The organism is Enterobacter cloacae complex sp. IR53030 (genome assembly GCF_049238365.1).
Lineage (GTDB): Bacteria > Pseudomonadota > Gammaproteobacteria > Enterobacterales > Enterobacteriaceae > Enterobacter > Enterobacter kobei.
Window position 1 is genome coordinate 1 of the sequence record NZ_JBMKHA010000008.1, and the last position, 15,564, is coordinate 15,564.

Genomic DNA, 15,564 nt, shown 5'->3' on the forward strand with positions numbered 1-15,564 from the left:
CATGCCGGTCTGACCGGTGGACGAACCCGGCGAGAGCTTGACGTCGGTGCCTTTCGGGTTGCTCGACGGCGTGACACCGTTGGTCATGTCGCCGTTCCACTGCTTGTGCTCAGGCGTTTTCGGCATGTCCATGCCGGTCTGACCGGTGGACGAACCCGGCGAGAGCTTGACGTCGGTGCCTTTCGGGTTGCTCGACGGCGTGACACCGTTGGTCATGTCGCCGTTCCACTTTCTGTGCTCAGGCGTTTTCGGCATATCTTTGCCGGTTTTACCGGTTGCAGAACCCGGAGAAAGCGTTGGGTAATTCGTATTTGGAACGTCCCATTTTTTCTTCGGCGTTGTGCTGTCAGCCGGTTTCGGCGCAGGCTTCAGATCGTCCGCTTTCGACGGCGTAACGGCAGGCACCGCTTCGCTGTGCGCGGTTTCAGACGGGGTGGTATCCGTCTTCGTCGTGCTGTCAGCCGGTTTCGGTGCAGGCTTCAGGTCATCCGCTTTCGACGGCGTAACGGCAGGCACCGCTTCGCTGTGCGCGGTTTCAGACGGGGTGGTATCCGTCTTCGTCGTGCTGTCAGCCGGTTTCGGTGCAGGCTTCAGGTCATCCGCTTTCGACGGCGTAACGGCAGGCACCGCTTCGCTGTGCGCGGTTTCAGACGGGGTGGTATCCGTCTTCTTCGCGCTGTCAGCCGGTTTTGGTGTAGGCTTCAGATCGTCCGCTTTCGACGGCGTAACGGCAGGTGCCTCTTCGCTGTGCGCGGTTTTAGACGGGGTGGTATCCGTCTTCTTCGTACTGTCAGCCGGTTTCGGCGCAGGCTTCAGATTGTCGGCTTTCGACGGCGTAACGGCTGGCACATCTTCGCTGTGCGCAGGTTTCGCTGGCGTAACCTCTTTCTTCCTGGTGCCATCGCTCGAATGCTTCGACGAGCCGCTATTGTGGTGGTCGCTCGGCGTATCGACGTCGTAACTGCCTTTTTTCTTCTTACCGATGCCAGGATCCGCAAGGGTATAGGAGATATTGTTGCCCGCTTCTTTTTCGTCACGGGTGACAACGGACATCTCATCCTTGTTGGTGTTGATCTCGCCAGTCGTACCTTTGCTGGTGGTGCCCCCCACGGAAATGGTGGATTTCTGCGTTTCGTTACGGTGGATCTCATCGACCGTATCCACGTAGATGTTAGCCGATGGAATGCCGCCTTTTTTACCCGGCAGACCACCGATACCTACGCCGCCACCGCCGTACAGGCCGTCCTGCTCAACGGTATCTTGCAGGTCTTTGGCGTTGATATTGCCCGCAACGTTGACGTTACCGGTGCCATTATCAGAGACGATATTAGCCCCCGCCATGTTGAGGTCGCCGCCGGTTTTCACCTGCACGTCACCCGTGGTGTGAATGCCGGACTGCTTCGCGGTGGTTGCCGAGTCATAAGCCTCTGAGCCGCCGCCGCCGTTAACGGCCCCGGTAGGCATCACGCCTTTCGTCGACACGGCTACACCGACGGATACACCCCAGTTGGCACGCTCGTTGTCCGTGTGAACCGTATCCTGAAGGGAGTTCACGGTCATATCCCCTGCAACATCCACGTCCGCGGTATTGGCATCAATGTTGGCACCGCTCATGGTCATGTCGCCGCCGGACTTAATTTTGACGTCGCCTGCCGTAATGGTGCTGTTGGTGTAGCTGGTGCTGTTGCCTGTTCCGGTCTCTTTGCTGCCGCTGTAGTCGACGGACGCGCCGCCGCTCACGCCGGAGAGATCCACGCCCACGCCAGCCGAGATGCCCGCCGAGTGCTCCTCGGTGGTGTTGCTGTAGCTGGATGTGGATTTCGCCGCATTCATGTTCACATCGCCGCCTGCGTTAATTTCAACATTCTGGCCGCTAATGTCTGTTCCGTTCAACGTGGTGTCTTTTTTGGTGTTGATCGAAACGTTATTGGCGCTGATGTGATTAATGTTTTCCGCCGTGGAGGTGGAGGTTGAGTGCGATTTAGACGAACTGCCGCCAATGGTAACGGAACCGCCAGCCAGATCGTTGAGCAGCAGATTAGAGGCCTCGCCCAGCACTTCCGCAGCCGTTGTTCCGGCGTTGGCAGACTGGCCTTCGGTGCCTTTTTCAATCAGGTTACCGGCTTTATCAAAGGTATCCACAAGGGTGCTGTGGGCTTCGCCCGTGATACCAAACGACGTCGCTTTATGGGATGAGGTGTTTTTCATCTCATCTTCATATTTCGTGGTCGCGACGTCCTCGGCGTTGATGGTCAGGGCATCGCCCGCGCTGAGATCCGCCCCACCGATGTCAGCGGTCTTACCGGCTTCAATCGTCCCGGACTGGCCAAAGTTGATTGCGGCATTGGTGTTCTTTTTGCTGTCGGTGACGGACGAGTCACTGGAGGTGCTCATGCCAAACGTGAAGCCAGCCGTATCATTCACCGGCGCACGGCCAGGCTTCTTGCCGATTGCAGAGGTATCGGATTCTGATCCTGCGCTGACATAGTCGCCGGAGGTCGTTTCGGTGCTGCCGCCGTCCATGGTGCCGTAGCTGGTGTTAACCGACTGGCCGCCGCCGCTGACGCCCGCGCTGATGACAAACTCGCGTGACGAGCTGTGCTGTTCTTCGTGAGCAACGTCCTGGGACGTTTTGATCGTCACGTCATTTTCAGCGGTGATGCTGCCGGTCTGGGCGTTGTAGGTCCCTCCTTCCATCACCACGTCGTTTTTGGCCTCGATACTCATGTTGCCGCCAGCGGAAACATTCGCGCCAATGGCTTTGCCCGTGGTGGTTGAGGTATCAGACATCGTGTAGTTGAGCGCGCTTCTGACGTCGTTATCAATGATACGCGTGGCGTCAATTTCATGCAGGTCATTGAAGGTGACGTCGCCGTCGGTGGCCTTCATGCTTACATCCTGACCCGCCGTAATATCCGACGCGTTGGAGGTGATAGATTTAGCCTCCATGTTAATGCTGCCGCCTGCGGTAACGCCGTCCTCAAAGGCGTGGATCACCTGCTTGCCGCTCTCATCGCGCCCTACGCTGGCCGTCATGGTGATGTCACCCTGAGCTGCGGACATGTTCACGTCGCCCTCAGCGTTAATCGCCGCGCCGTTGTTATTGATATTGCCGCTGGTGCTGGACATATTGATGTCGCCGCCCGCAGAGATACCCGCGCTCATGCCGTTGCTAACGTTGTTGATATCCCCATCAGAGACCAGCGTCATGTCGCCTTTGGATGAGATTGTACCGTTGGCGTTATTGATGCTGTTCGCGTCGACGTTCATATCGCCACCGGCATGAACGGTCGCGGTGCCGCCGTTAACGTCTCCGCTCTCCATCTGACGAAGCGTTTCAGGGCACAGGTACACGACCGGGACCATCACGTCCACGCCGTTCACCGTCTGATTGACGAACCAGACGATATCGGCGTCCAGTCCGTTGCGCTGCTCCTCGGTCAGGGATTGACCGACAACCAGCCCCAGCTCGCTGTCCTGTGCGGCCACGCCTGCATTGTCCATCAGGGCCTGCACCAGCGCGTCGCCTTCCAGACCATCACGGATCGAAAAGAAACTGCCCACCGAGCTGTTGATCTCACGGCGGATCAATTCTGAGGTGAAGTAGTTATCACCAATAACGTTAACCGGCTTCTGCGGGTCATAGCCCACCTGATCGAAGAAGTAATCCGATCCTGTGTAAGCGCTCTGATCGATCATTGACGGACGCGTTTCAAAGATCGGAACGATATTGTTGGCTGGCCCCGGATAAGCCGTGCCATTTTTTTCCGCTTCGGCGGTTTTCTTAAAGTCGGTTGAGACTTCAAACATGCCCGGAATGGAGACCATATCCTTGATGGTTGGCATCGGGCTAATGCCCATCGCCAGCTCGTCAATTTTTTTGGTATTCACCTGGACATCGTAACCGGCAATGACCGTATCCACGGTGTATTCACCCACGTCGATATCGCTTACGTCGCTGTGGCTGTTAATCACCCCAGCGTCCGCAATACCGTTATCCAGCGTGCCGCCGTTATGCGTAAAGTTACCGCCCGCGGTGATCTCACCTTTTTCAGAAGGAACGAAGTAGGTTTTATTGTTTTTTAATGCCTCATTATTGGAGGCTGTTACGCTCGCCCAGATACCGCACATTGTACCGTAGTCGGTGGTTTGCCAGGTTTCACCGAAGATGTCGGACATCATTTTGTTGAAAAGCGTGGACTCGTTGCCGGTCATCACGACGGCGTTGTACCAGAGCGCTTTTTCAGGGTCATCACTGCCTGTCTTACCGGCCGCTGCGCCATTGCCAAACTCGAAGTCGAGGAACTGGTAAAGAGTATCAAAGTTCCACGTTGACGTATGATAGGCGCCTAAATGCCACTGATAGGTGAGCCCGCCCTGCATCTCTAACGGCAGCTGCAGATAATCATAAATGGACATTTCACCGTATTCCGGTGAGTTGTAGATATCACCGGTAACCGTAATATCTTTCGCCGCCTGAATCAGACCACCTTTGTTTGTAATCTGTTTTCTATCGTAGATATTGCGCTGGTTGATATTAATGTTGCCGCCCGCGCTGATCTCGGCCTGATGATCCAGTCTCAATCCCGAGGTCACAACCGGCATTGAGAAGTTAATCATGGTGTTAGATTTCGTCGCGAGATGCTCAACGGTGCTATATACCGCACTGGCGTTCTGATAACCCGTCATGGAGATTTCGTCGCCGGTATAGCTACTTTCGTTTCTGATGGATTCCGCGTCTAAATTCACGTCCTTCTCAGCGCGAATGATCCCGGCCTGGTTATGGATCTCCTTCGCGATAATCGACATATCGCCCATGCTGAGCACGTTACCCGACACGCCGTTGAAGAAAGTACCGTTACGGGCTTCCAGACTCATATCGCCCATCGTCCACAGCAGGCTACCGGCATTGTTGGTGATATTGCCCGCGGTGACGTTGAGATCGCCTCCGGTCACGATAGAGACGGCGTTGGTGAAATTACCGTCTGCATTCACGGTCAAATCGCCAATCGCTTCCATCTGGGTGCTATTGGTAAAGTCGCCGTGCGTGGCGATCGCCATCGCGCGTCCGGCGTAGATATTCTGGTTATTGGCGTCGAGGGTCAGGCTGTTGTCGACGCTAAGCGTGAGATCGCGTCCGGCCTCAAGAATACCGGCCGTGTTGTTCAGGCTGGCGAGAGTCAGCTGCAGATCCCGGTCGGCGATGATGGAGGCGTTGGCATCGTTTTGCAGGTTTTTGGTCGCAACAGCAATATTCGTGCCCGCAATGACTGCTTCAGTGGTGTTTTTGATGTTGCCTGTCTGAACATTCAGCGAGGTCGTTTTTGCCCCTGCGAGCACGGCTTCATCGCTGTTGTTAAGGGTGTTCTTCACGTTCAGCGTCAGGTTGTTATCCGTCGAGACAATGGCCGCGCCACTCTCGTTGGTCACATTCTCTGACGTCACGGTCACATCGCCGCCCGCCACCAGAGTCGAATTCGAACCATTTTCACTGCCGCTGTTGAGGAGTGAATTTGCCGCGACGGTTAACGCCCCATCAACGGCCTGAATCACCCCACCGGAGAGGTTAGTCAGTACGCCAACGGCGTTCAGCACCGTGTTCATGCTGGCCGTGATCACCGCCTGGCTGGAGTTGGTCAGGGAATCCACATCCTCGATCGTCAGGTTCCGCAGGGCCATGAGCACATGGTCGCTCCCGTCGTTCATCAGGCTGCGGATATTGCGGATAATCAGATCGGTGCCCGCCTGCACGACGCCGTTATTGTGCAGCGTGTCGCCGTTCTGCACCGTAATGCTGCCATCGCTGAGGATCACCGAGGCATTGTTCAGCGTATTCACACCGTCCAGGGTCATGTTGCCCGAGGCGAGGAGCGCCGCGTCAGTGCTGTTGTTCAGCGTACCCACGTTGTTGATGCTGAGGGCATGCTCAGACTGGATCACCGCACTGTTGCTGTTGTTGAGCGTATCCACATTGCTGATTGTTACGCTGCCGCTACCGACGATCGCGGCGCTGTTGGTGTTGGATACGTTTGTGATGTTCAGCATCGCCAGCGCACCGTCTGCAACCATCTGAGACGCATCGTTGGTGAGGGTACCGATGTTGGACAGAGTGAGATTGCCGCTGCTGTAGAGGGTAGCATCGCTGATGTTATTCAGCGTGCCGATGTGGTCCAGCAGGATGGACGTTGCCTGAATGCCGGAGGCCGAGTTGGTCAGCGTTGTTGTGCCGGACAGATCCATCGCCCCACTCGCGAGCAGAACGGCGTCGCCCGTGTTGGTGAGAGTGGACATGTTGGTCAGGGTGACGTTTTTCCCCTGGATCCGGCTATTGTCGTTGGTCAGTGCAGTCGTCTGCGCGCCGTCCAGCGTAAGGTTTTCTCCCGCCAGGATCTCGCCGCCGTGGGTGTTATTTAATTGCTTACTGACGTTCAGCGCAACATCGCCCGCTGCGCTCAGGGTTCCGCCGTTGTTATTCAGCTTCGCCGCTTTCACCTGCGCTTTTTGTCTGGCGTTCAGCGTACCGCTGTTTTCAAGCGTCGCGTCGGCGTTGGACGCGGTCAGGGTAACGTTTTTCCCCTCGATTTTGCCCTGGTTCTTGATGGATTTACCGCTGGCAGTCAGGGAGACATCTTTTTCGTTGCTGATGATGTTACCGCTGTTGTCGACGTCGCCGCCGACGTTCAGGCTGACGGCTGCCGCATCACCCACGAGGGTGCCGCTGTTGGTCAAATTGCCGGTCGTGGTGACCTGCAGTGCGTCAGTGGTCGCACCGATGTTTCCACGGTTGTTCAGCGCGCTGGCGTTCATCACCAGCCGTTTTTCCGCGAAGATGCGGCCGTTGTTGTCCAGGTTGCCGACGCGGAGCGTCTGGTTATTGGATGCGTACAGCACGCCGTCGTTCTTCAGTGAGCCGGACGCAATCGTCAGGTCCCCCGTGGCGCTGACGGAGCCGCTGTTCACAAAGGCCTCTTTCAGGGTGAACTGCAGGGTGCCTTTTTTCGCCAGGACGCTGCCGCCGCCGTTATTCATGCTGCCTGCGGTAATCTGTACGTCACCGCTGTGGCTGATCACCTGGGTATCCGAGATCAGCGAGGCAAACGGCACTTCAACGCCGTTGACCTTCACGACGAAATCGCCGTTTTTCAGCGTCACGACGCCGTTTGCAATGATCTTACCGTTGGCATCCAGCGCCTGCAGTTTGCCGTTCAGGGTATACTGGCCCGCGACGTTAATCTGAATCGCCGGAACGGTGGTGGTGGTGCTGTTGGTTACCAGCGAGGCGGCGTTTTGCACCAGCGAGCTGGCATCAATGCGGATTTTGCCGGTTGAGGCGATCACGTCGTTATTCAGCGTGATGCCCGCCAGGGCGTTCATGATAATGTCGTTTTTTGCCTGAACGCCGGAAGTGGATTTGTTCAGGGTGATATTCTTGCCGGAGAGCGACATATTTTTCTCGCTCGACAGGCTGGCGAGCGTAATGTCGCCATCCGCGCTGATCTCGAGATCGCTGCTGGCGATAATGCCGCCGGCATGACGGACGCCCGCCCCGGATTCGGTGCTGATTAGCTGGATCTTTCCGCCGTACATGGAGCCAAGCGCGCTACCGTCGATAGCCACGGCCGGACCCCGTCCGTCGCCTTTGTTACGCACGGTGTGGCTACGGGTCGCAAGGTCGTAGTCGTTCTGGCCCGCCAGCACTTTGATGTCTGCTTTACCGGCAATTTCGCCTTCCAGCTGCGCGCTGCGGCTAACGATGTCAAAGTAGCCCAGCCCGTCGGTATTAATGCCCTGACCGGTGACGGATACCGCCCCTTTTTCGACCGCCAGCTTATAGGAACCGTCGTTATTTGCCTGCACTTTACCGGTGCTGAGGGTCAGGCTGTTGGCATTGATGGTGGTTGCGCCGTTTACGCTAATGCCGTTTTCGTTGGCAATGATGATGTCGGCCTTTTTACCGAAAACTTCCATCGTGCCGTTAATGTAGGACGCTTTCGCACCCGTTACTTCGCTGATAATGGCGCTGGCTTCGTGCTGCAGTTGGGCGTTTTTTACCGCATAGCCGCCAATTTTCGTTACGCCGTCCTGCATGCTGTTGTTAAAGATCATCCCCTGTTTTTCAACGTTAAATTCGTTGAATTTATTCATGGAGATGCCTTTCGCATTAGGATCGGCAATATTCACCACGGGCGTGCCGTTGGCCGCCTGGCCCATGGTAGGGCCTTTCGACTGACGATTATCAGGCGTGGTTGCCGCATCGACCGGGGCCGAGAAAATGCCGGCCAAAGACAGATATAATGGGCAGAGCCGCTTATGCAAATTGCGCGTGGTTATTTTTCCGCTGCGTGTGTTTTTGTTTTTCATTATTCTTCCCTTTGTTAGAAGTTAATTTCCGTTTTGTAATAAACCACCGTGTTATCGACGGTTTCTTCTTCCATTGAGTCTGGTTTTTTAACGGGCCACCCTGCCATAACGTAGGAAGAGAAATGGCTGCCAGTGGCTTTAACGCCCACTGATGCGCCCATCATGAATTGGCTGTCGCAGACATTGACGCCTTTCGGGCAATTATCTTTTGTGAAGCCAACGTCGTAGCCAATATAGGGCGTCAGCTGGTAAATACCGGCCAGTCCAATATCGAAAGGAAATTGCAGGCTATTGGCAATCCACGCGCCGCTGTCGCTCATCACGTTATCGTCTTTGAAACCACGAACGGTGTATTCATCGCCGATAGTCACTTTGGCATCACTCACCAGCACATCCGGCGTGTACTGAAAACCGCTGTTCAGCTCGTAGGTCATGCCGAGTCGGCCAAACTTAGCGAGCGGGCGCGTCCAGGAGGCAATGCCGTTGTATTTCAGATAATCGACGTCGAAACCCTCAAGGTCTTTATCGCCGTCGCGGGCTGAACCAAACCACGGCACCGCCGCGGTGACGCTCAGATCGCCATAGAACCAGCCACCGCCCATGGCGCCAACGTAGGTCAGGCCCGACGCCAGCGAGGTGTAGGTTTTTGAGCTAACGTCAATGCGCGCGTTTTCGATGCCGTTGTAGTTATCCCGGCGTTCGACTTTCATCCAGGCGCTGGTTTTGCCCGTCGCGCCACGCATCAGCATGCGGCTGATACGCAGGGATGCACGCTCCGACGTGCCATCGGAATCGTAAATGCCGAAGCCGCCGTCGATGCCTTTTTCGTATTCGGATTTGTAATAGCTGGTATCAAACCCCCAATAGCCCAGCGGCACGCTGTAGCTAAATGACCAGGAGTCCTGTTTATCATTATTATTTTTCAGATCGTTCCAGGAGTAATACGCATTAAAAATGTCGTTTAATCCGGCAATATTTTTTGCCGTCAGGCTGCCGTAATATTGCTGCCAGCCTTCTGATTTGCTCCCGGAGTTATTTAACCCCGCCGCCGCGTCAATCGGAAATGAGGGCTGATGAATCAGGTTAAGATCGGAATAGCCATTAATGATTGAGGGTTCAACGCTAATATTATCCCTCTCCGAGACCCGCATCAGGTTCTCAACCATCTGGTCGACATCCTGCATATTGAGGATCTTGTCTTTGGCAAACGGGTAGGCGGTAAAAAGACGCGTGCTATCACGCAGGCCCGGTGTCTGGCCGTTCACCTTAAAATCGTTAATCTTTCCCCACAGCACGCGAAGCTTAAGCGTACCGCTCTTGATGTTGCCGGGGTCGATGCTGATAAGAGTGGTGGCATAGCCACGGGAAATATAAAAATCCGTTAACTCTTTCACTAAGGTGAAAATGTCAGATTTACCCAGATCCTTACCCAGATAACGCTGGACGATCTCCTCGCGCTGCGGCGATCCGTCGAACAGATGATCGTCGAGGATCTCGATCCGGGTTACGTTGAACTTCCACGATGAATTTGCCGGCAGGCCGGTCTCCGCGTCTTCGCCGCGAATTGCGCGCTGCTGTTGCAGCAACGCTTCCGTTCTTTTCGCCTCTTCAATCAGATACTGGTTACTCTGCCGCTCCAGGCGGTCAAGTTCCTGCTTGTTCTGAACTGAGGGCAGTATGGCGGCATGGGCCACCTGTAATAAAGGCAGTAAAAACAGGACGTTTTTGATTTTAAAATGACAACGCATCACTCTCTCCCTGAGCGTTATTTAATGACAACGGTGTATTGAACGGCGCCGACAACTTTGCCGGGGGTGAGGGCCGTCTTACGATCGACCCCGCCGCCAACATAGATTTGTGCCTGATAGTTTTTCGTGAGCGTGGAGGCGGTATAGACCTTCTCCTTACCCAGCGTGATCGCGGTTGAGTTCTTCTCAAAAAGGCGAATACTAAAATTGCTTGCATAGCCATCGCCGCTTTCAACGCCGATCACACCGGTCAACGCGCCTAAAGGGGTGTTAATTAAGGAGTTGAAGGTGATGCCAATTTGTTCCGTAGAAGGGCAGCCCACGGTGATGCTGAAGTCTTTTTTAACGCCCTGAAAAGTATCGTCGTTTTGAAAATCGGCGATGTTATAGGTGCCTAAATCGACGTTCGTCGCTGAGGGGTAAATGGAGCACGAGGCGGTCACCACCTTAATGGCAACACCAAAGTTGATGGCCATAATCGGCAGTTTTTCGCTTTCATCGGCGGACGGGATCACCAGTGCCTCCGCCACCTTACCCGCTGGAATAAAGTATTCCCCTTCAGGCATCGAGCCGGTCTGGACCATTTCCACCAGAACCGTACTGTTTTTCACTCCACAACCGGTGGAGCACGTGGTCGGCGAACCCGAGTTACCCGGCAGCCATGAAGATTCGGTCTGCGTGGGCCACCGCATGCGAATGCCTATCCCCGGGATTTCGGTGTTATAGACATGATCAATCTGCGAACGGATATAGCTTCGCGAATAGCTTGAATGCCATGAAGATTGGGTGGACGCGTCGCAGGTGTAGCTGACGTCCGGTACCTGATAGGTTTTGCTCCATAAAACCTTGCCGACTTCACGCTGCTTTATGACGTTAAGCGTGATGTCGTCCATGATATTCAGCGTCGCCAACGGGGACGTGAGGGTGCACAACGCCGCATAGGCGTTGTTGCACGTTAAAGAGATAAACGCCGTGGATAAAAGAATCAGCGCAGCCGTAAAAATCCGTTTCATGGTGTTGCCCCGTTATTGATACAGGTAATTTCAATAGCCTTAAACGCTTCTTCCTCGGTTGGCCGGTCCTCAGTGCCTTGCTTCACATAACGCGCACCGCACTGCGCGGGCTTTTTATTTTTCTTCCACTGGAGGGTAAAGACGTTTTGGCCTTCCTTAAGCGCCACCATCGCCACGCCGTTTTGACCGACCATGCCGATGGCGTTGTGCGATTCGTCCAGTACCGACGCACCAAATGGGATCACTTCGCCGGAAGGCTGCATAAAGCGCACAAAGCTCTGGCGATTGGCCTGGGTGTCCATTTTGATCAGCACTGCCGCGCCGGAGGTTGGCACGATGGTTCGGCGGGTGTCGTCGACCTCGACGGTATACGCGGTGCCTTTCGGGTCGGCGTACACCTCGTTGTACTTGTAAGGCACCAGATACCCGACAATGCCGTAGCCGTTGTCTTTGATGACGGCCTGGGAATCCGGGTAGATGCGGGAGCCTTCTGCGCCTTTTGCTTCCACGATGCCAATGGTGTCTGCGAGGGTTGGCACAAAGTTGATGCCGCCTTCATGCACCACCACGCCGCCGTTCAGGTTGACCCCTCCCATAAAGGAGTCCCGGGACTGGCTGTAGGTCATCCCGCCCGAGGCGCTCTCGCCCGTGTAGGAGAGGTTCATGCCGAAGTTAGTTTCCGGCGTGTTGGACTGGCTGAAATAGCCGCCAAAGCCAAACTGTGAGCGTTCCCCGGCGGAGCCGTTCAGCGAGGTACGGAAGTTGGCTTCTTCGCTGTTATAGCTAAAGTTGGCCCCCAGGCGAGCCTGCTTCTCGTAGTGGTGGCCAAGCGGCATGCTCACGTTCAGGTAGAGCGTATCTTCGTGGTCGCCATCGTCGTTATTGGTGCGGCCAAGGGAGATCCCCCAGGTCGTGATGCCAAACTGGTTGTTGTAGCCCAGCACGAAGTTCGACTTTTCATTCCGGCCCTGCTCGTTATTCCAGACGTTGCCCACAAACCCGCTGACGTAGAAGCTTCCCCAACCGGCGGGAAGCGTCTGGTTGATGTTGGCTTCCAGTCGCTCGCGATAGCGTTCCGGGAGAAAGTCTTCTTCATCGGCTTCAATCGAGCGCTTCAGGCTGACCGCGTCGCTCAGGGAGTAGAAATTCGCGCTGGAGTAGCGATAGCCAATCAGGCTGAAGTTCGTCCCGGTTGTCGGGAGGGTCTTCGCCAGGCTAATGCGCAGGCTCATATTGCAGAACGTGCCGCAGCCTGCGGTGTCCGGCTGCCCCTCGAAGCGGGTGAAAGAGCGCGTCACGTCTACGCCTAATGCGCCCAGACGGGTGTTAATCGCAAAACCGGTCATCAGCGCCGCATAATCACCCTCGAACGCGCTCTGTCCGCCAACGTAGCCGGTAAAGTTATTGAATAAGCCGTACTGAAACGTGCCCTCAACCGCTTTCGGATCCTCTTTCAGCCAGGTATCGCGGATTTCACCCGCAGCCACAGAGTAGCGGGAGTAACCTTCGCGCAGCAGCTGCGGCACGCTGGAGTAGGGGACCACGAAGTAGGACTCTTTGCCGTTTGTCTCTTTAACGGTGACCTCAAGATCGCCGTTATAGCCGGTCGCATAGAGATCGCTGATGGCGAACTCCCCAGGCGGCACCACTTTTTCATACAGGGTGTTGCCAGCCTGCTTGATGGTCACCGTGGCGTTGCTGTTGGCGATGCCGCGCACCACTGGGGCATAGTTGCGTACCGAGTCGGGAAGCATGCGATCGTCCGTGGCGAGACGAACGCCACGCAGGGCGGTAGTGTCAAAAAAATCACCGGTGGTGTTCAGATCGCCCAGCACTATCTGCGATTGCAGCGGCGCAATGGCCCGCTCTGCATAGGCCTGGATATGCTGTACGCCGGTATTTTCCGTGTCGCTGCCGGAGCTCAGGCTGTCGTAGGTCGTAAAACGCCATGCCCCCAGTGCGAGGGTGTTGTGCAAATTGCTGTAGAGATAGGTCGCGTTGTCCTGAGCGGGGCGATAACGTGAACTGGTGGCGCTAAGGGTATAGGAGGACATCAGCGCCGGTACGCCGTTATCCCATAACTCCGGGCTTACGTAACCCGCAGGCGTATTCAGCAGCATTGCCTGAGGAATCGTGACATCCAGCTGTTCTTCTACCGCATTATAATTAACCGTCGCGCCTTTAATCAGCTCAGGGAGAATAATGCAGGTATTCTGCTTCCAGTCGGGGGGAAGTTTTGATGTGTCGACGTCAAAGCGGACGACCATTTCGGGCGTCATGCAGGCGTTGAATCCCTGCTCATTATTTGCAGCCACAAAGGTAACGGTCCAGGTATTAACCGGCTTGAGGTTGCTGTAAACCTCAAGCGTATATTTCCCCGGCAGTATTTTTTCAACGCCGTCAAATTGTGTCAGATCGATTCCGCTATCGTAATACTTCATAAACCCACGAGAAAATGTCATCGGCTTACTGGTATCACTGGCATATACTGCGAGTGGCGCAATGGCCACCGAAATGACAAAGCCACTAATCACCCGCAGAATGTTAGTTTTCTTGTAAAACATCGACATATCACCGTCCTGGTCAATATGATTACTAATCAGAAGTTATACGTGCGCTTAATATAGGCACCCAGATCGGTAATATAATTGTATTGGAATGTCCCTTTCCCCTGCACGGCGTTAACCTGCGGGAAGTGATATACCAGCGTGCTATATGGCGCGATCATCTCGCCATCAATCATGACATCTTTACCCTGAGCATCTCTGAGCCAGACATTTGTCATGCTTACATGGAAAGGCGAATTATTTGTTCCAACGACGTCATAACCGTTGGCTGCTTTTTTTAATTGCCAGGTTAATTCATCCGCCGCTTTCATCGGATTACCTTTCAGACCAACCGGGCGATAGAAAAATTTAATCAGCGTTCTGAACGCCATCTTTAGCTGATTTTTATCTACGTCTTCCGCCATTTCAGGCGGAATATCCAGGACATTGAGCCACAGAACCGTTTCACGATCTTTTGGATATTTCGCGGCGGCGCCTTCCGTCTGGAATATGCGGAAAACTTTCCCCTTTTGGCCGTTAATTCTGGCCGCCGGTGGGGTGATAAAGAAAGGCAAATCTTCTTTGGCGATGCCGTCACTCTTATCGGTGCTGGAAAGCCACACCTGAACCAGTTCAGGCGCTTTGCTGACGTTATTAATACGAATCGTTTGTTCTTTCTCCCCGGCGTTGAATGCCACGCGGGTCGTCATAATTTGAATCGTTGCACTGGCCGCAAAGGAAAAGGCCAGCGTCATCATGAATACAGAAGATATAACAAGTTTTTTTAACATCTGGCCTAATCCTTTAGGTGATACTTTTAGCGGATAAACCCGCGGTGCGCGCGATTACTGATATTTAATGGAGTACACAACGTCGGTTGAGACTTGACCGGCAGTAGATGCACCACCCGTCGCCACATATTGTGCCCAGTAATCAAAGCGAGCCGTATTACCGGCAACCGTAACGGTTTTAGCGCTATCGTTTGCAGTATTCAGGTTCAGTTTTGCTTTTGAAGAATCCAGTAAACCAACCTGAACTTTCTCCGCTCCGCCTGACGCTTTAGCCACGGTATTTTTCAGGTTACCGGTGGTGGCATCGATATTGGTGCTTTGCGCCAGTTCGAAGAATACGCTGGCAACTTTGCCATTGGTGCAGTTTGCGCCGCTTAACGTAATGTGGAATGGGGTATCACCTGCGCGCTGTCCATCCGTTGCAAGCGCGGTTGTACTAAGGAGGGTGCGAATAAGTACCCTCCGCAACGAAAATGAAACTTTTAGTCAATTAAATTCAATCACTTACATAGGCGTTTTTTTGCGTTTGGTGACTTATTCGCACCTTCCCTAATAGAAGGTAAATGAACGGTAAAATCAGGGCTTTCAGATTCGCCCTGTGCGTCACCGCCGGTAATAGTACAGGTTGCGTCGCTAATAGTACCTTCAAAAGTAATCGTGCCATCTTCTGCTGCCGCGGCGGTACCGATGGTTGAAAGAACGGCCAGGATTGCCAGCTTAGATAACTTCTTCATAAAAATATCCATATCATTTCATTGGGGGGGGCTATTGTATAGAGGTCATCTCCTCCACCGCTATCGGCCAGGCCTAAATATATTCCTAGTTTTAAAATGGTATATTTATTTAATTTATGAATTAAGTTTTGCTTCAAACTTTTAAACGCAAATAATGCGAAGAAATGGGGGGCTTAAGATAATATCAATTCTAAAAATGAATTTTATCGGCATGGTGAATAATTAGGGGCCGTAAAAGTCTGGCAACACAATTGATTTATGTTTTGAAAAGTGAGCTTGAATCTTCACGTTTCAGAGGCTAGCATTAGGCAAAAGCAGTAAGGACATCAATCCCTTCCTCGTCGGGTTTAACGACGCGGAGGGGATTTTTT

At 54.1% G+C, this 15,564-nt stretch carries 5 protein-coding genes and 1 pseudogene; all 6 read right to left on the reverse strand.

The window, feature by feature from the left end; all coding sequences use genetic code 11:
- Positions 1–8,361: hemagglutinin repeat-containing protein (locus ACOTXR_RS10285; RefSeq protein ID WP_421767029.1), on the reverse strand; the 8,361-nt coding region annotated here is incomplete at its 3' end.
- Positions 8,362–8,375: 14 nt separating this feature from the next.
- Positions 8,376–10,109, reverse strand: a complete 1,734-nt coding sequence (locus ACOTXR_RS10290; RefSeq protein ID WP_023337753.1) for a ShlB/FhaC/HecB family hemolysin secretion/activation protein — start codon at positions 10,107–10,109, stop codon at positions 8,376–8,378.
- Between the two features lie 17 nt (positions 10,110–10,126).
- Positions 10,127–11,122 (reverse strand): fimbrial protein, encoded by a 996-nt coding sequence (locus tag ACOTXR_RS10295; protein WP_014885179.1) that lies wholly within the window; start codon positions 11,120–11,122, stop codon positions 10,127–10,129.
- Positions 11,119–13,692 carry a fimbria/pilus outer membrane usher protein gene (locus tag ACOTXR_RS10300; protein WP_058689851.1) on the reverse strand — a complete coding sequence of 858 codons (2,574 nt, stop codon included), beginning with the start codon at positions 13,690–13,692 and terminating at the stop codon, positions 11,119–11,121. Before ACOTXR_RS10300 ends, ACOTXR_RS10295 begins: the two co-directional genes overlap by 4 nt.
- Before the next feature lie 29 nt (positions 13,693–13,721).
- Positions 13,722–14,459: a fimbrial biogenesis chaperone gene (locus tag ACOTXR_RS10305; RefSeq protein ID WP_014885177.1), complete on the reverse strand. Its 738-nt coding sequence runs from the start codon at positions 14,457–14,459 to the stop codon at positions 13,722–13,724.
- 54 nt (positions 14,460–14,513) lie between these two features.
- Positions 14,514–15,193, reverse strand: a pseudogene (locus tag ACOTXR_RS10310) (fimbrial protein).
- Positions 15,194–15,564 lie beyond the last annotated feature (371 nt).